The organism is Nocardia sp. NPDC003345 (genome assembly GCF_053589395.1).
In genome coordinates this window covers 7,075-29,496 of record NZ_JBSFRU010000042.1, presented here as the reverse complement: position 1 = coordinate 29,496, position 22,422 = coordinate 7,075, and the positions used below count along the sequence as shown (strand labels likewise).

At 70.9% G+C, this 22,422-nt stretch carries 20 protein-coding genes and 1 pseudogene; 5 read left to right on the top strand and 16 right to left on the bottom strand.

What is annotated here, in order from left to right; genetic code table 11:
- The 7 genes from ACWDU1_RS07985 to ACWDU1_RS07955 form a co-directional block, all read right to left on the bottom strand.
- Positions 1–424 (bottom strand): sodium:solute symporter family transporter (locus tag ACWDU1_RS07985; protein WP_449996609.1); only part of this gene is annotated, 424 nt, incomplete at its 3' end.
- Positions 418–771: a DUF485 domain-containing protein gene (locus ACWDU1_RS07980; RefSeq protein ID WP_449996599.1), complete on the bottom strand. Its 354-nt coding sequence runs from the start codon at positions 769–771 to the stop codon at positions 418–420. The genes ACWDU1_RS07985 and ACWDU1_RS07980, both read right to left, overlap by 7 nt.
- A gap of 147 nt (positions 772–918) precedes the next feature.
- Positions 919–2,676 (bottom strand): sodium/solute symporter, encoded by a 1,758-nt coding sequence (locus tag ACWDU1_RS07975; protein ID WP_449996598.1) that lies wholly within the window; start codon positions 2,674–2,676, stop codon positions 919–921.
- 45 nt (positions 2,677–2,721) lie between these two features.
- Positions 2,722–3,090, bottom strand: coding sequence for a hypothetical protein (locus tag ACWDU1_RS07970; protein ID WP_449996596.1), 369 nt, complete (start codon positions 3,088–3,090; stop codon positions 2,722–2,724).
- Entirely contained in the window at positions 3,087–3,833 is a 747-nt protein-coding gene (locus ACWDU1_RS07965; RefSeq protein WP_449996595.1) for a LytR/AlgR family response regulator transcription factor, read from the bottom strand. The genes ACWDU1_RS07970 and ACWDU1_RS07965 overlap by 4 nt, the downstream gene beginning before the upstream one ends.
- Positions 3,834–3,917: 84 nt before the next feature.
- Entirely contained in the window at positions 3,918–4,382 is a 465-nt protein-coding gene (locus ACWDU1_RS07960) for a VOC family protein (protein WP_449996593.1), read from the bottom strand.
- 76 nt (positions 4,383–4,458) lie between these two features.
- Positions 4,459–5,352 (bottom strand): hypothetical protein, encoded by an 894-nt coding sequence (locus ACWDU1_RS07955; protein ID WP_449996591.1) that lies wholly within the window; start codon positions 5,350–5,352, stop codon positions 4,459–4,461.
- Between the two features lie 215 nt (positions 5,353–5,567).
- Between ACWDU1_RS07955 and lspA the strand changes: the two genes are divergently transcribed.
- Genes lspA through ACWDU1_RS07940 form a run of 3 tightly spaced genes read left to right on the top strand, consistent with a single transcriptional unit; the run spans position 5,568 to position 7,966 of the window.
- On the top strand, positions 5,568–6,332 hold the full coding sequence (gene lspA / locus ACWDU1_RS07950) for a signal peptidase II (RefSeq protein WP_449996607.1): 765 nt from the start codon (positions 5,568–5,570) through the stop codon (positions 6,330–6,332).
- Positions 6,329–7,255, top strand: a complete 927-nt coding sequence (locus tag ACWDU1_RS07945) for an RluA family pseudouridine synthase (RefSeq protein WP_449996589.1) — start codon at positions 6,329–6,331, stop codon at positions 7,253–7,255. The genes lspA and ACWDU1_RS07945 overlap by 4 nt, the downstream gene beginning before the upstream one ends.
- Before the next feature lie 6 nt (positions 7,256–7,261).
- Positions 7,262–7,966: a hypothetical protein gene (locus ACWDU1_RS07940; protein WP_449996587.1), complete on the top strand. Its 705-nt coding sequence runs from the start codon at positions 7,262–7,264 to the stop codon at positions 7,964–7,966.
- A 1-nt stretch (position 7,967) separates the two neighbouring features.
- Here ACWDU1_RS07940 and ACWDU1_RS07935 read toward each other — a convergent pair whose 3' ends face one another.
- Positions 7,968–8,786: a PhzF family phenazine biosynthesis protein gene (locus ACWDU1_RS07935; RefSeq protein WP_449996585.1), complete on the bottom strand. Its 819-nt coding sequence runs from the start codon at positions 8,784–8,786 to the stop codon at positions 7,968–7,970.
- Positions 8,787–8,870: 84 nt separating this feature from the next.
- Positions 8,871–9,977: an MFS transporter gene (locus ACWDU1_RS07930; protein ID WP_449996605.1), complete on the bottom strand. Its 1,107-nt coding sequence runs from the start codon at positions 9,975–9,977 to the stop codon at positions 8,871–8,873.
- Positions 9,978–10,117: 140 nt separating this feature from the next.
- Between ACWDU1_RS07930 and ACWDU1_RS07925 the strand changes: the two genes are divergently transcribed.
- Positions 10,118–10,861, top strand: a complete 744-nt coding sequence (locus ACWDU1_RS07925; RefSeq protein ID WP_449996583.1) for a helix-turn-helix domain-containing protein — start codon at positions 10,118–10,120, stop codon at positions 10,859–10,861.
- A gap of 6 nt (positions 10,862–10,867) precedes the next feature.
- On the opposite strand, the gene ACWDU1_RS07920 is transcribed toward ACWDU1_RS07925, so the two are convergent.
- The 5 genes from ACWDU1_RS07920 to ACWDU1_RS07900 form a co-directional block, all read right to left on the bottom strand.
- A complete protein-coding gene (locus ACWDU1_RS07920) occupies positions 10,868–11,491 on the bottom strand; it encodes a GNAT family N-acetyltransferase (RefSeq protein ID WP_449996581.1) in 624 nt (207 codons plus the stop codon).
- A 124-nt stretch (positions 11,492–11,615) separates the two neighbouring features.
- Entirely contained in the window at positions 11,616–14,045 is a 2,430-nt protein-coding gene (locus ACWDU1_RS07915) for an HAD-IC family P-type ATPase (protein ID WP_449996580.1), read from the bottom strand.
- 34 nt (positions 14,046–14,079) lie between these two features.
- On the bottom strand, positions 14,080–17,307 hold the full coding sequence (locus tag ACWDU1_RS07910) for an arabinosyltransferase domain-containing protein (protein ID WP_449996578.1): 3,228 nt from the start codon (positions 17,305–17,307) through the stop codon (positions 14,080–14,082).
- Positions 17,308–17,430: 123 nt separating this feature from the next.
- Entirely contained in the window at positions 17,431–17,934 is a 504-nt protein-coding gene (locus ACWDU1_RS07905) for a hypothetical protein (protein ID WP_449996576.1), read from the bottom strand.
- Positions 17,935–17,997: 63 nt separating this feature from the next.
- Positions 17,998–19,596, bottom strand: a complete 1,599-nt coding sequence (locus tag ACWDU1_RS07900; RefSeq protein ID WP_449996603.1) for a DNA polymerase IV — start codon at positions 19,594–19,596, stop codon at positions 17,998–18,000.
- Positions 19,597–19,871: 275 nt separating this feature from the next.
- Between ACWDU1_RS07900 and ACWDU1_RS07895 the strand changes: the two genes are divergently transcribed.
- Positions 19,872–20,747 (top strand): UTP--glucose-1-phosphate uridylyltransferase, encoded by an 876-nt coding sequence (locus ACWDU1_RS07895; RefSeq protein WP_449996574.1) that lies wholly within the window; start codon positions 19,872–19,874, stop codon positions 20,745–20,747.
- A gap of 18 nt (positions 20,748–20,765) precedes the next feature.
- On the opposite strand, the gene ACWDU1_RS07890 is transcribed toward ACWDU1_RS07895, so the two are convergent.
- On the bottom strand, positions 20,766–21,281 hold the full coding sequence (locus tag ACWDU1_RS07890) for a C40 family peptidase (RefSeq protein WP_449996572.1): 516 nt from the start codon (positions 21,279–21,281) through the stop codon (positions 20,766–20,768).
- A gap of 275 nt (positions 21,282–21,556) precedes the next feature.
- Positions 21,557–22,422 (bottom strand): annotated as a pseudogene (locus ACWDU1_RS07885) (hypothetical protein); the annotation flags it as partial.

Here is a 22,422-nt window from a genome sequence, read left to right as displayed (position 1 = left end):
GCGAGACCGCCAGGGTGCTGATGGCCGCCGCGGTCCGGACCGGACGCTGCTTCAGCCGGAAGCTGAGCACATCGGCCATGGTGAATTTGCCGGTGTTGCGGAGCATCTCGGCCACCAGCAGCAGCGCCACCAGCCAGGCCACCAGGAAGCCGATCGAGTACAGGAAGCCGTCGTAGCCGTAGACGGCGATGGCGCCCGCGATACCGAGGAAGCTCGCGGCGGACAGATAGTCGCCGGCGATGGCCACCCCGTTCTGCGGCCCGGTGAACCCGCGGCCGCCGGTGAAGTAGTCGGCGGCGCCGCGCGTATTACGGCCCGCCCAGAACACCACGATCATGGTGACCACGACGAACAGGGCGAAGATGCCGATATTGGCGGCCGGGTTGCCGACGGTGGTGTCGGCCGCGTGCAGCGAGGTCACGATTCGCTTCCTTCCAGTTCGGCACGCAGCGCCGCGGCCCGCGGATCCAGTTCCCGGTTGGCGAACCGGACGTAGAGGCCGGTGATGAGGAAGGTCGAGACGAACTGGCCCAGGCCCAGCAGCAGTCCGACGTTCACCTCACCGAAGACCTCGGTGCCCATGAAATCGTGCGCGTAGGCACCGAGCAGCACGTAGCCGAGGTACCAGATCAGGAACAGCGCGGTCATGGGAAAGATGAAGCGGCGCAGCCGGTTGCGGAGTTCCTGGAACTCCGGGCTGGCTTGCGCGGCGACGAAATCGGCGGGCCCAGTGGGCTGCCCGCCGCTGTCGTCGAGATCCGTATCGGTCATGCCGGGTCCTCGCAATGTGATGTGTGTTACCTGCCAGAAACTAGCGAGACCGACCGGCCCACCGATAGATGTGATCCGCATCACTCGCCGAACCGGCCCGGCTGTGCGGTGAACGGTCACTGGGCAGCGACGAACGGTAGCCCGCGGCTACCCCGCTGAACCCGCCCCGGGCTCGCGGTCCGCACCCATCCCGAGCCGCTCCGGCGCGTGCATCCGGACGAATGCCTGTGCCACCCCGGCCGAGCCGGGCGTGAACCGGCTGACCAGCAACATCGCCCCGAAAGCCAGCGGAACCGCGACCGCCGCCGGATATCCGAGCAGTGCGGCGGGCCAGCCGCCGGCCAGCGTGTCGGGCACGCCGCCCAGCACCGACACCACCGTCGCCCCGCCCGCGACCAGCCCGCCGGTCACCAGCCCCGCCGCCGCACCCGCGGCGGTCAGTCCCCGCCACCAGATCCCCAGCACCAGCAGCGGGCACAGCGTCGCCGCCGCCAGCGAGAACGCCAGACCGACGGTCCGGGAGAGATCCAGCGACACCACGAACAGCGAAACGGCCAGCGGCACCGCGCCCGCCGCGAATGCCGCGACCCGGAAATCCCGGATCCGGCCGCGCAGCACATCGGTGCTCAGCACGCCGGCGATACTCACCACCAGTCCCGAGGAGGTCGACAGGAACGCCGCCATGGCCCCCGCGGCGACCAGCGCCGCCAGCAACTGTCCCGGTAACCCGGCCAGCGCCGAGGACGGCAGCAGCAGAACGGCCGCGTCCGAGGTCCCGGTGATCAGCAATTGCGGAACGTAGAGCCGGGCGAAGACACCGAGCAGAACCGGGAACAGGTAGAAGACCCCGACCAGCGCGATCACCGTGAGCGCGGTGGAGCGGGCGGCCCGGCCGTCGCGGTTGGTGTAGAAGCGCACCAGCACATGCGGCAATCCCATGGTGCCCAGGAAGGTCGCGATCATCAGCGAATACACCTGATAGTGCGGATGCGGTCCGGCGAAACCGCTGCCCGGCAGCAGCCAGTGCGCACCGTCTGCGGGGGCGCCCGCCACCACCGGGACGGCCGCGCCCGGTTCCAGCACCAGCCGGGTGTCACGGGCCAGTTCATGGGTGCCCGCGGTGAGCAGGACCGGTCCGTCGACCGGCCGCTCGTCGAGTACGCCGTGCACCGTGACCCATTGCGGTTCGGCCAGTTGCACCAGTACCGGCGTGGCCACCTCCACGGTGGTCCGTTCGCTCACCGTCGGCGGTGCCGGCACGCCGATCCCGCCGTCGGGGCCGGGATGACCGGCGCCGAAGAAATGCAGGACCAGCACCAGGGCGGGCAGCGCCACCGCCGTCAGTTTCAGCCAGTACTGGAACGCCTGGACCAGGGTGATCGACCGCATCCCGCCGCCGGCCACATTGGCCACGACGATGGCCGCGATCGCCACCGCGCCCACCCAGCCCGGCACACCCAGCAGGATGTGCAGCGTGAGGCCCGCACCCTGGAACTGCGGAATCACGTACACCGCGCACACCAGCACCACCACCAGCGCGGCGAGCCGGCGCACCCGCGGCGAGCCGAGGCGGAACTCGGCGAAATCGGGCACCGTGTAGGCGCCCGAACGCCGCAGCGGGGCGGCCACGAACAACAGCAGCGCCAGATAGCCCGCGGTGAACCCCACCGGGTACCACAGCGCGTCGGCGCCGTACTTGGCGATCAATCCGGCGACGCCGAGAAACGACGCGGCCGACAGGTACTCCCCGGAGACCGCGGCCGCGTTCCAGCGCGGGCCCACACTGCGCGAGGCCACCAGGAAATCGGAGGTGGTCCGCGCCCAGCGCACCCCGTACACGCCCAGCGTCACCGTCGCCACGGCCGCCGCCAGCAACGCCGCCACCGTCAGGCCGGAGGCGTTCACACCGGGTCACCCGGCGCGGGCCATACGGTGGATCGCGCCGCCACCTCAATCCCCCGTGAGTTCGAGGAAGTCGTTCTCGTTGCGCTCGGAGAGCCGCAGGTAGACACGGCCGGTGAGCCACAGCAGCGGGTAGGCCGCCCCGCCCAGCAGCAACCACGGCAGCCGGATCCCCAGCACCACGGTCTCGGCGACCGCCCGCACCTCGAACAGGAGCGGCAGCGCCGCCAGCAGGACCGCGATCACCAGCCCGCAACTCAGCGCCAGCCCCAGCTGCGCCCGGATCAGGCCCCCGATCAGCGCTTCCCCGATCTCGGTCTGCTCGGCGACCTCGGCCCGGGTCCGGACCCGGCGCGCGCCGCGCCGTTCGGCCAGCACCACCCGCTCTCGCGGCGGTTTCGGCGGCGGGCCGATCATCGCCGCTCCGGCGGGGTGTGCGGGCCGTGCACCAGCCGCTGTTTGAGTTCGCGGACCTGCCGCCGGCTCACCGGCAGCTCGACCGGACCCGCTCCGCGCAGACAGACCCGGGTCGCCGAACCGACCGTGCGCAAACCGGTCACCCGGCCCAGCGCCACCAGATAGGACCGGTGCACCCGCAGGAAACCGTCACGCCAGCGTTCCTGAAGCGCCGACAGCGGTATCCGCACCAGATGGGAGCCGGTATCGGTATGCAGCCGGGCGTAGTCGCCCTCGGCTTCCACCCAGCTCACCTGGGAGCGGTGCACCAGGGTCGTCACGCCGGCCAGTTCCACGGGAATGACCTCGTTGTTCCCGGCCGGATCGGCCTCGGCACCGGGCCGCGCCCGATGTGCCGCCACCCGGCGCAGGGCCGCGCCGAGCCGTTCCTGACGCACCGGTTTGAGCAGGTAGTCCACGGCGCCCAGATCGAACGCGGCCACCGCGTGGTCCTCGTGCGCGGTGACGAAAACGATCGCGGGCGGGTTGGCGAATTCGCCGAGTACCCCGGCCAGTTCCATACCGTCCAGACCGGGCATGTTGATATCGAGGAAGACCGCGTCCGCACCGTGGGACCGCAGCATCCGCAACGCGGCGGTCGCGTCGCCGGCGCCGTGCACCTCGGTCACCGACGGTTCGCCGCGCAGCAGATAGAGCAGCTCGTCCAGCGCCGGCTGCTCGTCGTCCACGGCCAGCACGCGCATCCGCCAGACCCTTCTCCTGCTTCTCAGATCCGCATCATCGTAGTCATCCGATGACAGGCGTGGGTGCGGGACGGGTGCAGTGGGTCAGGATCCGAGCTGGTCCATCCGCCGCCGCATCTCCTCGGGGTCGATATCTTCGACATGGGTGGCGACGGTCCACTGATGCCCCCAGGGGTCGGCGAAGGACGCGGTGCGGTCGCCGTAGAACTGGGTGCTGGGGGCGCTGATCTCGGTGGCTCCGGCGGCCAGCGCGGCCGCATGGGCGGCCTCGGCATCCGGGACGTAGCAATACAGGTTGACGGGCGTACCGCCGATGGAACGCGGATCGCGGAAGGCCATATCGGGCGCGGGGTCGCCGAGCATCAGCACCGAATTGCCGATCAGCAGTTCGCAGTGCAGCACAGTCCCGCCGGGACCGGGCATCCGCATCCGCTCGGTGGCGCCCAGCACGGTTTTGTAGAACTCGACCGCGTCGGACGCTCCCGCGATCGCCAGACCTGGTGAGATGGTCGGATAGCCTTCGGGTACGGGGGTGACATCGGACATCATTCGACCTCCGGGTCTCGGGTCGTTGCCGGACTCTCCGAGCCTATGCCCGCGGCTGCCCGCCCGTATACGCCTCCGGTCAGCCGCCCCAGCTGACGTTCGTCTCGATGACCTGGCGCAGGGCCGTGGCGGTCCGCGGATTCCGGTAGAACTGGTGACCGCCGATGCTGATCGAGCCCGCGATCGGCAGCGGCAGGCCCAGATCCACGGTGACCTCGCCGTTGCCCTGCATCGCGTAATCCTCGATATCGAGGGTTCCGGCCTCGTTGGGCAGGTCCCAGACCGCCGATTTCGGGGTCTGCGTGACGTCCAGCCGGATTGTCAGCCGGCCGCCGTCGCGGGCCAGCAGGGTCGCGGTGGTCACCTGGTCCAGATCGACGCCGCCGCCGACGGTCTGCTGGACCCGCCAGACCGCGCCCACGCCGACGGGTTCGTCCGGGAAGGTGACCGACCGGTATACCGCCTGGTAGAACGCCTGTTCCAGGGCGGCGCGCGCGGAGTTGGACGTATCGGGCGCGGGCGCCAGGCGCAAGGCGGTGATACCGCCCAATTCGCTCATCTCGAAACCGGCGTGCGAACCGTCGGCGGCGGTGAGGGCCTCCGACAGCGCCGGGTCCGGAGTGGTGACCGAGCCCAGGGTGAGTTCGACACCGCCGGAATCGGTGGTGGCGGTCATCGGGATCGTCAGCGAGGGACTGGAGAAATCGCGGACCTGCTGATTGTCGATCTGCTGCTGGATCCGGTGGTCGGTCCGCAGGGTCACCGCCTGGGCGGTGCCGTCGTAGTAGGAGGGACGCAGGGTGGAGCGGGGTTCGCTACCGGGATCGACCACGGTGACGACCGCGGCCGCGATCGGCACGGTGACCTCGTTCCCGATGCCCAGCGGTTCGGTGCCGTCCGATTCGGCCGCCGATTCCCCGCCGTCACCGCATCCGGCGCCGAATGCGGTGAGTCCCACCGCGAGAACCAGCATCGCCACTCTGGACCGCGCCACCCGAGGCGTGGGAAACGAACACAACGTCACGCCCGACAGCCTACGAGGCGTACCTGAGGAAGACCTGGGACATCGCCGATCTGTCCGGACGAACCTGCCGCCACGGCCGCAGCCGGCCGCGACGCGCCGCGTGACCGGGTCCGGTGACCCGCTCCCGGGTGCCCACGGTGTCCGGCCCGGCCGCTCGAGAGATGATGGTCGGCGTGAGTGACGACCGGCCGACGCCCGAGCAGGACCCCGACGACGCCTCCGGCGGCGGGGCCGGATCCGCCGACTCCGGCGGCGCGGCCGGATCCGCGGCCACCGGTGCTCCCGGCGATACGGCCGCCCCGGACGAGATCGGCGCCGGGCCCCGGCCCCGGTTGCGGTTGCTGCTGGCGATCGCGGCGACCCTGTTCGTTCTCGACCTGCTCACCAAGGTGGCCGTGGTCGCCTGGATCCGGCCCGGTGAGCGGGTATCGATCATCGGCGATTTCGTCGAACTGGTGCTGGTACGCAATCCGGGTGCGGCCTTCTCCATGGCCACCGGGATGACCTGGCTGTTCACCATCATCGCGGCCGCGGTCGTGATCGGGGTTTTGCGGATCGGCCGGAGCCTGCGCTCGCCGCTGTGGGCCGTGGGCCTGGGCGGGGTGCTCGGCGGCGCTCTGGGCAACCTGATGGACCGGCTTTTCCGCTCGCCCGGCCCGATGCAGGGCCATGTGGTGGATTTCGTCTCGGTCGGCTGGTGGCCGGTGTTCAATGTCGCCGATTCGTCGATCGTCTGCGGCGCCATCCTGCTGGTGGCCCTCACACTCTTCGGCTACGAACCCGACGGCACCCGCTACCGGCGCGAATCCGACACGCCCCCCGCGCCCGCCCCCACCGACGACGACGGGACCGCCCGGACCGACCCTCCCGGACCCGACAGCGGTTCCGCCGAGAACCGTTCCGCCGGAGCGGGAGGCGCCGCGGCATGAGAGAAACCCGGACCATGCCCGTTCCGGACGGGCTCGACGGTATGCGCGTGGACGCCGGATTGTCCCGGCTGCTCGGCCTGTCCCGGACCGCGGTGGCGGCCCTGGCCGAAGAGGGATCGGTGCAACTCGACGGCACCCCGGCCGGGAAATCCGATCGGCTCACCGCCGGCGCCTGGCTCGAGGTGGTCTTCCCGGAACCGCGGCGCGAACTGACCATCGAGGCCGAGCCGGTGGAGGGTATGAAGATCCTCTACGCCGACGACGATATCGTCGCGGTGGACAAACCGGTCGGCGTGGCCGCCCATACCGGGGTCGGCTGGAGCGGGCCCACCGTGGTCGGGGGGCTGGCCGCCGCCGGATACCGGATCTCGACCTCCGGCGCGCACGAACGTCAGGGCATCGTGCACCGGCTCGATGTCGGGACCTCCGGCGTCATGGTGGTGGCCCAGTCCGAGCATGCCTACACCGTGCTCAAGCGGGCGTTCAAACAGCGGACGGTCGACAAGCGCTATCACGCGCTGGTCCAGGGGCATCCCGACCCCAGCAGCGGCACCATCGACGCGCCCATCGGCCGGGCCCGCGGCGGCGACTGGAAATTCGCGGTGACCTCCGACGGCCGCCCCAGCGTCACCCACTACGACACGGTGGAGGCCTTCCAGGCGGCGAGTCTGCTCGATATCCATCTGGAAACCGGCCGGACCCACCAGATCCGGGTGCATTTCTCGGCGATCCGCCATCCGTGCTGCGGTGACCTGACCTACGGCGCCGACCCCCGGCTCGCCGAACGGCTCGGACTGCAGCGCCAATGGCTGCACGCCCGGTCGCTGGGCTTCCAGCATCCGGCCGACGGCCGCTATCTGGAGATCACCAGCGAATACCCGGACGATCTCACCCACGCGTTGCGCACCCTGCGCGACGCCTGAGCCGCCGTGTACGACCGGGATCCGGCCGCCGGCCCCGCCGGTGGGCGGCGCTGGTTCCGCGGGCTGGGTTACGGCGCCGCGGCCGCCGCCGGTGTGGCGCTGGTGGTGGCGCTGGGCATCGCGATTCCGCCGTACGACACGGGCGTATCCACCGACCGGCTCGGCCCGGAGCCCGGCGATTCCGTGGCCGGTTATCTCGATCGCGCCCGCGATTCGCTGGGCGGGCCCGACGACGGCGACCGCTGGGCACTCGTCTCCTTCGGCGACTACCGCACCGCCGGGGATCTGCCCGCGGCGGTCACCGGGGTCCGGGTGGGACAGGTGCTGTACCAGGTCCCGGTCGCGCGGGTGGCCACACCACTGGTGGCGGTGCAGGTCCCCGGTAGCGATATCGCGCTCCGGCGCTCCGGCGCCGACGCCGCCTGGCAACTCACCGACCGGCTCCGGTACACGGCCCCGGATACCCGGCCCGCGCAGGTTCTCGACCTCGCGGTGCGCCGCCTGCGCGCCGGATGCGCCTGCTCCCCGGGCGTGGTCGTCCGGGCGCCGGCGGCCCGGCTGCGCGAACTCGCCGCCCGGCCCGGTATCCGGGCGGTGCAGGCACTGCCGGCCGACGCGGTGGCCGGGCGGTTCGCGGTGGCGCCGCTGCTGCCCGATACCTCCGACCCGGTCGGCCCGCCCTCCGACGACGGCCCGGTCCCGGCCGGCTGATTCAGAATTCCAGGGTCACCACACCGTCGAGATACCGGCGGCAGTGTCCCGTCAGCAGCACCCGGTCCCCGGCCAGCTCCACACCGAGTGTGCCGCCCCGCCGCGACAGCTGGCGGGCGGTGAACCGGGTACCACCCAGTTCCGCGGCCCACAGCGGCGCGAGCTGGGCGTGCGCGGAACCGGTCACCGGATCCTCGGGCACCCCGACCCCGGGCCCGAAGAAGCGGGACACGAAATCCACCTCGTCACCCCGGGCGGTGACCACGACGCCCCGGGGTACCGGCGGGAAGGCGCTCAGCGCCGGGGCGAGGTCGCGGACGCGGCGCTCGCCGTCCACCACGATCACCACATCGGCGCCGGTGTAGGCCGCCAGCGGTTCCACTCCGAGCGCGGCGAGCAGTGCCGGATCGGGATCGGCCCGCGCGGAGGGCACCGCGGGAAGATCCAGGATGTACTCGTCGTCGTCGGTGCGGTCCACCGGCAACCAGCCGCTGCGGGTGAAGAAGGCCACCCGGTCCACTCCCGGTTCGATATCGGTGAGGATCTGCGAGGCGGCGGCCAGTGTCGCGTGACCGCACATCGCGACCTCCGTCGCGGGTGTGAACCAGCGCAGATGGTAGGCGGGGCAATCGCCGGGCGGCGGCCCCGCCTCCGGGGGTAACCGCGAGGTGTAGAAGGCCGTCTCGGCGAGGTTGTTCTCCTCGGCGAGCTGTTGCAGCACGGTATCGGGCAACCAGGTGGGCAGCGGCATCACCGCGGCCGGGTTGCCGGAGAACGGTGCGTCGGCGAACGCGTCGATCTGGTGCAGCAGAACCTCCATGCCATGAAAGGTACTCCAGCTCCGAATATGCTCCCCGCACAAGCCATCTGACGCTCTATGGACTGGTGGAGCCGAGTCCCCCGATCACGGCCGGGGTAGCAGAAGTGCCAGTGCGGCGGCGATGAGCGGGATCCCGCACAGTGCCGTGAGGACCGCCTGCGTACCGTGCCGGTCGGCCAGCGCGCCGAGAACGGGAACGAAGAGCCCGCCCGCGCTCGCCGCGAGACCGAGGGTCACCCCGGCGGCGGTCGCGGGGCGGGTGGGCAGATAGTCCTGACCCAATTTCACGAACACCGCGAACGGCAGATTCACGGCGACCCCGGCGAGCACCGCGACCACCAGCCCGTACCGCGGGTCCGGCACCAGCCGTAACGCGAGCAGCGCGGGCACGGCGGCCGCGCAGCCGATCCGGATCGTGGCCGGCATCCCGATCCGGTCGGCGACCCGGCCACCGACCAGCGTCCCGAGGACACCGCCGATCAGGAACGCCGTCAGCGCCAGACCGCCGGTGAACCGGTCGGCGCCCAACCGCACGATCCAGTAGAGCGCGAGAAAGGTGTTGAGCCCGGTGAACACCACCGAACGAACCACCTCGACGGCGGTCAGCAGGAAGAACGGCAGCCAGCGGTCCCGGGCGGCCACCGCGGGCGCGGGCGCCGGCTCCGGGCCGCCACGGCGTTGCCGCCGCCAGAGGATGAAGGCCATCAGCACCGCCGGTGGCAGGAACAGCGCCGTCGCACCGACTCCGAACGACACCAGAACGGGTGTCGCGAGCGCCGGGGCCAGGAAGAACCCGATACTGCCGCCCGCGGCGAACAGGCTCATGGCGCTCGCGCTGTCACCGGCGGCGCGCCGCGCGTCGCGTCCCGCGGCGGGATGAAAGGCGGCCACGCCCAGACCCGAGATCAGCAGCAGGGCCCAGACCGCGGGATAGCCGGGAGCCAGACCCGCCAGACCCGCGCCCACGCCCGCCGCCGCCAGTCCGGCGGGGGCCATCCACAGCAGTTTCCAGCGGTCGGCGACGATGCCGAGCACCGGTTGCGGGAGCGCGCTGCCCAGGGTCGCCGCGAGGGCGAGTCCGGCCGCCGCCGTATAGCTGTAACCGCGTTCGAGAACGAAGAACGGCACCGCGGCGGGTACCAGTCCCTGATAGAAGTCGTCGACGATATGCGCGGCGACCCAGTACCGCATCCGTTTCCACGCCGGCTCCCGGCCGTGCGCGGGTTCGACCGCCACCGATGTGTCCACCCCGGATCCCTTCTCGTGCACCCTTGTCCGCGTTCACAGTAGGAATCCGGCCCGGGTGCCGGCTTCCGATAAAATGCCGAGTTGTGCCGGAAACCCGCCAAACCTTTCCCGCGCCCACCTCCGTGCAGGAACTGGGTGGCGGCGCGCATATCCGGCGGCATCGGCACACCGAACATCAGCTCGTCTACGCCAGCGCGGGCGCGGCGGAGGTCCGCACCGATACCGGCTGCTGGATAGCCCCGGCCGACCGCGCGATCTGGATTCCCGCCGGGTACTGGCACGAGCACCTTTTCTACGGACCGACCCGCTTCCACTGTGTGGCGTTCCCGCCCGGCCGGTCCCCCGGCTGGACCGTGCCCACCGTGGTCGCCGCGCCCGCGCTGCTACGCGAACTCGTGGTCCTCTGCTCGGCGCCGGCGGGACTACCCGGCGACGAAACCGACCGGCTGCGGCAGGTCCTGCTCGATCGGCTCGCCCGGAGCCCGCAACAGCGGCTCCGGCTGCCGGCCGCACGCGACGAGCGGCTGCGCCGGGCCTGTGCCCTGGTGGAGGCGGATCTCACCGTCGTCTGGACCCTGACCGCCCTCGGCCGCCGGATCGGCGCGAGCGAACGCACCCTCACCCGCCTGTTCCGCGCCGAATTCGCCATGACCTACCCACAGTGGCGCACCCAGCTGCGCCTGCACCATGCCGTCCGGCTGCTCGCCGAGGGCCTTCCGGTGACCACGGTGGCCGGGCGGTGCGGATGGGCCACGGCCAGCGCCTTCATCGATGTCTACCGGGCGGCGCTGGGCCATACCCCGGGCCGGGCGCGCCGGCCCGCGTGACATGCCTCAGCCGGGCGTGACCGGAGGGCGCCACATGGCCCACAGGTCCGGGCCGCCACCGGGAACGGTGATCGTGGCGGTGACCTCGAACCCGAAACGTTCGTAGTAGGGAACGTTGACCGGATTGCTCGATTCGAGATAGGCAGGTACCCCGTCCCGATCGCACCGGTCCAGCCGGGACCTCAGCAGGGCCTGCCCGTAGCCGGTGCCGCGCACCGACGGATCGGTGCCGAGCACGGCCAGATACCAGTGCGGCTCCTCCGGATGCACCCCGGACATGGTGTCCGACAGCCGCTTCCCCGCGAACAGCCGACCACCGAAGGCACGCACCATCTGCGGCAGCATCCGCAGTTCCGACCGCGGCGAGGGCCGCCACGCGCCGGGCGGGTCCCAGAGCGCGGCCCCGCCGATCCGACCGGACGGATCGACCGCGATATCCACTCCGCCGTGGTCCAGATGGTGATGCCGGGTCAGCGTGGCGAAGAACCGCGGCGAACCGGCCGCCCGGCGGCGGGGGTCCGGCACCACCCACGACATCACCGGATCCTCCTGGAACGCCGCGCCCAGGGTTCGCGCCAGCGCGTCGATATCGGCGCGCCGCGCCGGACGCACGTCGAAGGATTCCGCCACGTCTGTGTCCTCTCCCAGTACGAGGGTGCCCCCATCGGAAACCCGCCGGGGCCCTGTACGAGATCCTATGCGCGATCGGCCGTCCCGGCTCCCACCCGCACCGGCCGGACCCGCAGACGTGGCGTCACCCGTCTTCGCCCGGCGCCGCCGGGACCAGTTTGTGCGATTCGCCGCGCAGCGTGGCGCTCACCCACCAGGCCACCTCCACCAGGACGATCCCCACCGCGCCACAGACGAAAGCGGCGGTGGTGAGGGCGGCGTTCGACGGGTCGAGGGCGAAGAACTCGCGGGTGAACGGCACCGAGAACAGCACCACGTAGGCCGCCACCGACACCGCCAGCAGCACGATCTTCCACCAGTTGTAGGGTCGCGCGACGATCGCCAGCACCCAGACCGCGATCATGATCAGGGTGATGAGCGCGGTGGTGCCGGCCTGCATCTTCTGCTGTTCGCTGGCCTCGGGGCCGGCGTAGGCGATCAGATAGGCCACGAAGGTCGCCGTCCCGATCACCACGCCCGACGGGATCGCCAGCCGCATGACCCGGCCCACGAAACCCGTGCGGGCGCGTTCGTTGTTCGGCGCCAGCGACAGGACGAAGGCCGGGATACCGATGGTGAACCAGGCCGCGATCGTCACATGGCGGGGCAGGAAGGGGTAGCCGATGGGTTCGTAACCGAAGATCTGCGAGCCCACCCCCGCGACTCCCACCAGGAACGCGAGCAGCACCGAGTACACGGTTTTGGTGAGGAACAGATTCGAGACCCGCTCGATGTTGCCGATCACCCGCCGGCCCTCGCCCACCACGTACGGCAGGGTCGCGAATTTGTTGTCCAGCAGCACGATCTGGGCGACCGCGCGAGTGGCGGGGCTGCCCGCGCCCATGGCCACACCGATATCGGCGTCCTTGAGCGCCAGCACGTCGTTCACACCGTCGCCGGTCATGGCCACGGTATGGCCGCGCGACTGCAGCGCGCCGACCATGGCGCGCTTCTGATCCGGCCGTACCCGTCCGAAGGTCGTCTTGTCCTCCAGTACCGCCGCCAGCTCCGCGCGGTCCTCCGGCAGGGTGCGTGCGTCCACCGCCCGGTCACCACCGGGCAGATCCAGCGACGAGGCGACCGCGCCGACCGAGACGGCGTTGTCGCCGGAGATCACCTTGATGGAGACGTCCTGGCTCGCGAAATAGTCCAGGGTGTCGCGGGCGTCGGGCCGCACCTTCTGCTCGAGCACGACCAGCGCCACCGGGGTGAGGGTGCCCGGTACGTCCGGGTCGTCGACCGGCCGGTCCCCGCGGGCGAGCAGCAGCACCCGCAGCCCGCTCGCGCCGAGTTCCTCGGCGGCGCGGGCGTCGGCGGATCCGGAGTCCAGCAGCACGTCCGGAGCGCCCAGCAGCCAGTCGCCGTGCGCGCCATAGGAGAACCCGCTCCACTTCTTGGCCGAGGAGAAGGGCGCCACCGCGGTGTAGGTCCAGCCCGGGACGTCGGGCAGAGCTTCGGCGATGGCCTGCACGCTCGCGTTCGGGCGGGGATCGTCGGCGGCCATCGCCGCCAGCGCCTGTTCGGCCCGGTCGCGTGCGCCGTCCGCGGTCTCCAGCATCCGTAGTTCGGCCAGCCGCATACCGTTCTCGGTGAGGGTTCCGGTCTTGTCCGCGCACACCACGTCGACCCGGGCGAGCCCCTCGATCGCGGGCAGTTCCTGGACCAGGCATTTGCGCTGCCCGAGCCGGACCACACCGACCGCGAAGGCGATCGAGGTCATCAGCACCAGGCCCTCCGGCACCATCGGCACCAGGGCGGCCACCATCCCGGTGACCGCGGGCCGCCACGATTCCCCGCTGGAGACCAGCTGGTTGTAGATGCTCAGCGCGCCCGCCGGGATCAGCAGATAGGTGATGACCTTGAGGATGGTATCGATACCGTTGCGCAGTTCCGAGTTCACCAGCGTGAATTTGCTGGCCTCCGCGGCCAGTTTCGCCGCGTAGGCGTCCTTGCCGACCTTCCTCGCCCGGTAGGCGCCCGAACCGGACACCACATAGCTGCCCGAGAGCACCTGCGCACCGGACACCTTGTGCACATCGTCGGCCTCACCGGTCAGCAGCGATTCGTCCACCTCGAGCAGTTCGGCCTCGGCGACCTCACCGTCGACGACGATCTGATCGCCCGGCCCGAGTTCGATCAGGTCGTCGAGCACGACCTCGCTGGGCGCGATCTGCTCCGCGCGTCCGTCGCGGCGGACCGTGGGACGGGCCTGCCCGACGATGGCCAGCCGGTCGAGGGTGCGCTTGGCCCGGACCTCCTGGATGATGCCGACCGCGCTGTTGGCCACGATCAGCAACCCGAACATTCCGTCGATCACCGAACCGGTGGCCATGACCAGGATGAACAGCACACCGAGGATCGCGTTGATCCGCGTGAACACATTCGCGCGGACGATATCGCGCACCGAGCGGCTCGCCCGGTCCGGCACATCGTTGGTCAGACCGTCCCGGCGTCGCTGCTCGACCTCGGCGGCGGTGAGGCCGGCCGATCGGGCCGCCTGCACAGTTGTCGACATGGCTGTCAGCGTAGCCAGCCGCGACCGCGCGGACCTACCAGGCGACGTTGATCGGACCCGGTGTCCAGACCCCGCTGTGCTCTTCCTCGGTCACCCGGGGCCGGGCGGGAACCGTGTCGGTATCCATCGGCAGAAACTGCTGCAGCTGGCCCCAATCCCGGTCCCAGTCGTCGTCCAGGTAGGTCGGCAGTGTCCGGGCGTGCAGCAGCAGACCCGTCCAGCCGAGCGGGCCGCCACCGTCGTGGTTCTGCCACAGATTGGTGTCGTGGGCGCCGACGCGGTCCGGCAGGATCCGGTATTTCGGCGTCTCCGCGATGCCGATGCGGTGATCGAACGGACGCTGGCAGGGGAACTGCAGGCCGACCGCCCAGTCCAGCAGGACCGGGTCGGCGGACCCCACGACGGTGTTCAGGTCCTGGGTCCGCGGGATACGGGGCGGGGTGAAGGCCAGCCACTGCCGCGGATCGCGATCCCGGTCGGCGGCGACGATGCGCACCGTATCGGCGTCGGCGTACGGGACGAGCGGCACCCGCAGATTCCGCCACGACGGTGCCGGGCCGATATCGATCGGATTGACCCGGCGCAGCGCGACCGGTTCGGTGTCCGACCCGCCGGCGGCGGTGGTGGAGCCGAATTCGAGTTCCAGCGACTGCCCGTGGGTGACCACACCGTCGGCGTCGCGCGACCAGATCCGTCCGGCGGCGCTCAGCGCGAGGATCTCCGCGCGGTCGGCCACCGGCGGCAACCGGAACCACCCGCTGGTGAGTTCGGCGGGGCCGTCGGCGTGATAGCTGCCCTGGACCGGGGTGGCGGGGTCGAGACCGAACGGCAGTGCGGGACCGGCGGTTTCGGTGGCGACACCGTCACCGGAGGCCTCCGAGCCCACCGAATCGGCGATAGCGGCGTCGGCGCCCTCCTCCGCGTCGGCGCTCAGATCGGCCGCTACGCCGGTGGGAGTGAACCCGGTGCCGGTGCCGGCCAGGGTGGTGCCGGCGTCGCCGGATATCGGGGTGAGCGCACCGCGATTCGGATCGGTTTCCACCAGCACATGCGGGGCCAGCCCGCAGGTGTCACCGGTGAGCGCGCCGAGATTGGAGCTCGCCAGCGAGAACGCCGGGTACTGGGTCACCGCGCCCTTCGCGAACGACGCGACCTCGAACAACACCATGAACGCGGCGGCCACCGCCAGCGGCGGGACCTTGGCGAATCGCCAGCCCCAGCGCGAGATCCGGTGGTGGCCCCGGTCCGGCGCCCGCACATGCCACCAGGCGGCCAGCGCCAGCAACAGGACCGCGCCCAGCAGGAAGATCTTGTTGACGGCGACCCCCGCCACCGACGGTTGCTTGTCCCACCACGGCACGCTGTAGGAGGAGACGTACCACCAGCCGTTGGGCCCGGAGAACACCAGCGCCAGCAGGAAGGCCACAGCGGCCGCGAACAACGCCCGGTTACGCGGGCCGCGCATCACCCGGGGCCCGACGGCGACCGCGGTGAGCACCGCCACCGCACCCGCCAGGCCGGCGAAGACGCCGAGGTGATGGGTCCATTTGGTGGGCGTGGTCATCATCAGCGCCATGGCGCCGACGGTGACCCCGAGAATCCGGCGGGAGGGCCCCAGCGCGGCGGTCGGGATCCTGCCGCCCTTGTGCAGCAGGGTGAGCAGGCAGACCACCAGACCCGCGACCATCACGAAGATGCCGAAGCGGCGGGCCACCGAACCGTCCACGGTGCCCATGAACAGGTACTGGTAGCGCAGGTATTCGTCGTACCAGAGCACATGCGGCCCGGCCAGTTCGTGGACCCGGCGCATCTCCTGCATGGCACTGAAAGGCTGATCGGCGAACGCCACCACCAGCACCAGCACCCCGGCGGCGGCCAGCGGCAGCAGCTGCGCGAGCCAGCCCATCCGCGGCGCCCGCGCGGCTACGGTTTTGAACAGCGGGCGCAGCCCGGCGAGCAGGGCGGCGACGCAGATGACGCCGTGCGGCCCGGCGGTACAGCTGAACGCGGCGATCAGAATCGCCACCGCGAACGGCAGCAGCCGCCTGGTCGCGATACCACGTTCGACCGAACACCAGGTCAGCAGCACACCCAGCGCGACGATGGGTTCCGGGCGCAGCCCGTTGTTGTAGGGCAGCCAGACCGCGAGGAAGACCAGGGCCCCGGTCCAGGGTACGAACCGGTTGCGATGCAACGCGGCGCCGAATCGCGGTACCACTTCGCGGCTGATCACCAGCCAGGCCAGGATGCCCGCGAGCAGCGAGGGCAGCCGCACCCAGGGACTGGCCGTGCTCAGCTGGGCCATCTGGCCGATGAGGTCGTAATACGGGGTGCCGACCGGATTCTCCGGAACGCCGAAATACCGGAAGTAGTTCGCCATGTATCCGGCGTTGAGCGAAGTGCGGCCCATGCCGAACTGGTAGCCGTCATCGGAGGTGGTGGCACCGATGAAATGCCACAGCACCAGAGTGCCCAGCACCACACCGTCGATCGGGCGGAAGGTCCACCAGCGGGCCGGCAGGAACCGGCGGGCCCGCCGGCCGTCGGAGGAGTCCAGGCGATGCAGCGCGACCAGCGCGACCAGGGTCGCCAGTACCGCCCCCCAGATCGCCACCCGTTTGATCGGCGTGGGCGAGGAGCTGAAGCGGCTGTCCACTTCGGCGGTCACGCTGGTTCCGGCGGGGTCGTCCAGATCGCTGAACACCCCGACCAGTTGCGGCCGGAAATCACCGCCCAGGACCACCGGCTCCCGGCCGGTGAGAGTGGCCACCGATTCGGTCATCCCGGCACCCACGACGAGTTCACAGTCGGGCGGGAGTTCGGCGACCGGAACGCTGAACAGCGACTGGTTGCGCAGAACGACATCGAGGCGCGAGCCGGACTCCGGGGTCGCGGGCCGGACGCGGGCCGCGAAACCGTAGCGGTCGAGGTCCGGGGCACCGGCGGGAGCGGTCGCGGTCAGCAACCCACCGCCCCCGGCGTCGAGTTGCCGGATCGCCGCGCACGGCACCGTGGCGTCGAAACTCAGCGGCGCGTAGGCGACCAGCGGCGCTTCGACGGATTCGGCGGAACCCGACTGCGGCCAGGTGAGGGTGGCGGCCTCCACTCGTACCGGCAGGAACGGCACCGCCACCGCCAGTAGCGCGCCGATCAAGGCCGACACCAGGGCCACCGGCCGGGCCCAGCCGACCCGCGATCGGGGTCGCGGACCTTCGGAAATCTTTGCCGGCTCGGGCGCCGCCACCACAATCGTGTCAGCCACGGGGCGCAATCCTAGCCGGACCCCGTCGCGGGCCCGCGAGTGCTGTCGCGGTCACCGCCGGCCCCCTCGAACGAGACCGGCCGGTCTGCGCTGGGCAGACCGGCCGGACTCCGGAAGCACGGATCAGGCGGCGCAGGCCGGCGACTGAACCTGGGCCTGGGCGAGCATATTGCAGGCCCAGGTCTTCTCGACCTTCCACACCCCGTCCTCGGCCACGAACGGCACATCGACGACATTCTGGGTATCGCCGAGCTTGAAGTTGGCCTTCGCGTTCAGGGTGTCGGCGAAATCGTTCACCTCGGTGACCTCGATGGTCGCGCCGGAATCGGCGTAGAACTGCGCCAGTTTGCCCGGCAGTTCGGGATCGGCCTCGGCGCCCTGCACCATCGTCAGCTTCTCCTCGTTCGGAACGGCCGGATCGAGCGCGCGCTGGAGCTGGGTGTTCAGATCGGCGGCGGTGGGCACCGGAGGCAGATCGTCGGCCGCCTCGGTGGTGGCCGCCGCCGCGGAGGTGGTCGCGCTCTTGCTGCCCGAGTCGGAATCATCGCTACCACACGCCGTCAGGGTCAGCGCGGCCACGGCGGCCAGGCCGGCGATCGCGATACGTCCGGTCTTGCGAAGCTTCAACTGCTCGTCCTTTGCGTTCGAGGGTTCGGTGTCGTGCGCGGAACCAACCTACCCGGCGGTCCGTCACGACAGGCTGCCGAGCGGGTCCGCCGGGCGCAACTCCGTATTGTCGGCAGCGAAAGTACGCGCGATACCGGGCCCTGTCGAGCGGGTCTCGAAGCGCACGGTCACCCGGCCGTGCCCCGCGCCCTGCACCCAGCCGTATCCGAATTCCGGGTGCCACACATCGATTCCGGACCGCCACGAGGGCCTTTCACCTGCGCCGATACCCGAATCGGGCACCGCCGCGGCGGTTTCGCCGCGCCCGGCCGTCAAGCCCGCCGGCGGCGGCCCGGCGGGGAATCCCGGTCTTACCGAATCCTCAGAACTCTCTTCACCGCCCGCCAGAGAACCCGGTGTCCCGGCCGACCCTACCTCTGCGCGCCGGCCCGCCGCCGCGGGTTCGGCGCCGGCGGTGCCGATCGCCGACTGCCGGGACTCCACCGGCGCGGCGGCAGCGCCCGCGCCGGTTGTCTCGGCGGCGGGTCCCTGTCCACCGTAATCCCCGGCGGCACCGCTGGTTTCGGGCCCGGCGCCCGACGCCGCCGGCTCGAGGCCATCCGAGTCCTGCGGCGCCCCGAGCAGATCCAGGTCGGGGAACAGGGATTCCTGCCGGATCGCCGAGAGCCCCGCGTATCCGACCCCCACCAGCCGCACCGGACCCAGTTCGCGTGGGTCCAGCGCGGCACGCTGGGCCGCCGCGGTGAGCGTGGCCAGATCCTCGGTGGCGTAGCCGAGCGTGGTGGAGCGGGTGGTGATGCTCATATCGGCCCGGCGCAGCTTCAGCACCACGGTGCGCGCGGCCCGGCCGTCGCGCAGGAGCCGCCGGTGCGCGGCGGCGGCCATCTCGGTGATGGCCGGGCGCAACCCCTCCAGCGTGACGATATCGCGCTCGTAGGTGGTCTCGGCGCTGATCTGCTTGGCCTCGGCGCGCTCGGCGACCGGGCGGTCGTCGATCCCCCGGGCCAGCCGATGCAGGGCCGCGCCGACGCTGCCGCCGAGGATCGACACCGCCTCCGCCTCGGGCAGGGCGGCGAACGCACCCACCGTTTCGATGCCGAGGGTGCGCAACCTGCTCTCGGCCACCGGTCCGATACCCCACAGCTTGCGGACCGGGAGGGCGGCCAGCAGCGCCTGCTGCTCCGCGGGCGCGATCACCCGCACACCGTCGGGTTTGGCCATTCCCGAGGCGATCTTCGCCAATTGTTTCCCCGATCCGGCGCCGACCGAGGCGATCAGACCGGTGCGGTCGCGGACCTCCGCGCGCAGGCGCGCGCAATAGGACAGCACCGCGTCCGCGCCGGCACCCGCCAGTTCCTCCGGTTCGGCGAACGCCTCGTCGAGCGAGAGGGTCTCGAGTACCGGGATACGGGCCCGCAACGTATCGAACACCCGGCCGCTGAGCACGCCGTACAGCGCACCGCGCGGCGGCACCACCACCGCCGCCGCCCCGACCAGCCGCCGCGCTTGCTGCATCGGCATCGCCGAGCGCGCGCCGTAGACCCGGGCCTCGTAACTGGCCCCGGCAACCACCCCCCGGCCCCCGGTACCACCGACGAGCACCGGGCGGCCGCGCAGGGTCGGCCGGGTGAGCTGTTCACACGAGGCGAAGAAGGCATCCATATCGATATGCAGCACCCACCGCCCTGGGCCCCGCGCGAGGACCGGCGGCGCGGCGCCGGGATACCCGGCGCTCACGACGCCGACGTCCCCGGCTCGCACCGGCGGCCCGCCGCCCGGTCCGAGACGCGGGTGCCGGTGTCCATGACGGCAGAATCTACGCCGCGGCACCGACAGCCCCGCGCGGTCTGCCGGCGGTGCCGCCGACCGGGTGTTTCGCGGGGACGCGAGATGCCGCGATCCGACGGCGCCGGGGCCCGGTATGTGATGATCGGACGATGAAGATCCGCAAGGCCGTGATCCCCGCCGCCGGTATCGGTTCCCGACTGCTGCCGCTGACCAAGGCGATCCCCAAGGAGATGCTGCCGGTCGGCGACAAGCCGGTGATCGAGCACACGGTGCGTGAGCTGGTGGCCTCCGGGATCACCGATATCACCATCGTGGTCAGCGGTGGTAAATCGCTGATCCAGGACCATTTCCGGCCCAACCCGGCACTGGTGGCCCAGTTGCGCGCGGACGGTAAGAGCGCGTACGCGGATGCCGTCGAAGAGGTGGGCGAATTGTCCCGGCTGGGACATATCACCTACCTGGACCAGCACGGGCCCTACGGCAACGGGACCCCGGTACTGAACGCGGCGCGCACCGCCGCCGACGAGCCGATGCTGGTGCTGTGGCCCGACGACGTCTTCGTCGCCGAGGTACCGCGCGCCCAGCAGCTGATCCAGGCCTACGAGTCCACCGGCTGCCCGGTACTGGCCCTGATGCCGATGAATCCGAACGAATCGCAGCGCTACGGCGTCCCCGTGGTGCGCGAGGATCTCGACGATGGCCTGCTGCGGATCTCCGGGCTGGTGGAGAAGCCCAAACCGGCCGACGCGCCCTCGGCCTACGCCGCCATCGGCGGGTACGTGGTGACGCCCGGCATCATCGACGAGCTGCGCACCCAGACCGAGAAGTGGTACACCCACCGCACGGGTGAGGTGTATCTGACCGATTCCATCAATGCCTACGCCGCCAACCACGCGGTCTACGGGCAGGTCATCCAGGGCCGCTGGTACGACACCGGCAACCCGGGCGACTACCTCATCGCGCAGTTCGCCTCGGCACTGGCCCACCCCGACTATGGGCCACTGCTGCGCCGCCAGGTGGACTGACGGCCGCGCGGGTCCGGCTCAGAACCGCCGGATGCTGAAGATGTGGAACTGGTCGATCGGCGTGAGCCCGACCGGCACCCCGGCGCCGTAGGCGTTGAGCACCTGCCCGACTCCGGCGTAGATACCCACATGCGAGGCGTCGGCGTTGATGATCACGACGTCACCGGGCGAGAGCGCGTAGCGCGGTACCGATGCGCCCACCTTCGCCTGCTCCCAGGTGGTGCGGGGCAGGATGACCCCGACCTGCCGGAAAGCCCACTGAACAAGGCCGGAGCAGTCCCATGTATCGGGACCGGTCGCACCCCATTCGTACATTTTCCCGGTCTGTGATGTGGCCGCGGCCAGCGCGCCCAGACCGTTACTGGTCGGCATCGGCAGCCCTGCCGACCCGCTGGCGCTGAGCGATCCGGAGCCCGAGGACGATCCGGTGGCCGAACTACCGGGCTGAGCCCAGCCCGGTGCCGCCGCCAACGCGGAGACGGCCGATGCGAGAACCAAGCCGGCGATACCCCGGCGCAGTGCGATTCCGATCACGTGCCCACCCTTCTTGCCGGTCGATACGCGGGTGTCATACGACACCCGGTTAACTCGCGGCATCCGCCGATGGGCGGCAAGCCGCGGACCACTGGCATAGCGCCGGCGGAGAAGCTCCGACGCGACTTCACTCAGGTAGCGACGAACGAAATTATCACCGTCCCGTCACGGCCGTTTCCGGTCGCAGCGGTATCGTGATGAATTCTGCCGGGCCGGGAAGGCAGCCGACAAGGCTCTGGCAAACTCTCAGCGTGTGATCTAAATCACAAAGATGTTTACTGTGTCTGAGTTGCGATGTCGTTCAAAGTCTTCAACACCGCGTCCTTGGTGGCGGGTGGCGACTCCACGAAGACCCCCACTTGCCAGGCCGGCTCCCCACCGGGCTGCGCGGCGACATAGCGGCTGAAGTCGACCGTGTACTTGCCCTCGTCGTTCGACGCGGTCTCCACGTACGCGGTGCGATCGTCGAACCGCCGGGCCTGATCCGGATGGTCGAACCACTCGGAGTCGAACTTGTCCCGGGTCGCCGGATCACAGGTCGAAGGGCATTTGCGCAGGATCAGGTTGACCCGCTGTCCCGCATCGGAATTGCTCTCGTCGACGCACCCCCAGGCCTGGGCGTCCGGAATCCGATCGACGGATCCTTTCATACATCCCCACGACCCCGGGGCACGAAACGCGAACGGCCAGCCCTGGAATGCCATCGTGTAGGTGTCCTCACCGGCCTGCCAGGTCGGCCCGAGCACCGCGACCGGTGCCAGACCTTCCCGCAGTGCCGGTTCCGGGCCCGCGGGCGCCGTGCCGGTGGTCGTGGTGGCGGGCGCCGAGGTCGTGGCACGGCCCGATTCCGTGGTGCGCGAGGAGGTTCCGGTGGCCGCGGCACTCGCGTCGTCCCCGGACCCCTGCGACCGAAGCACCACCAGGCCCACCACGCCGACCAGAACCAGCGCCACCACGGCCGCCAGCACCGCGATCAGCGGGCCGTTGTTGTTCTTCCGCGGCGGACCGCCGGGCCCGCCGTATTCCAGCGGCGGCGCCTCCCAGGCCCCACGCTGCGGGCCCGGCGGAACCTGCCCCGCCGGCTGCTGCCCCCACGGCATGCCCGGATCGGGCTGCGCGCCCCCCTGCTGTCCCTGATACC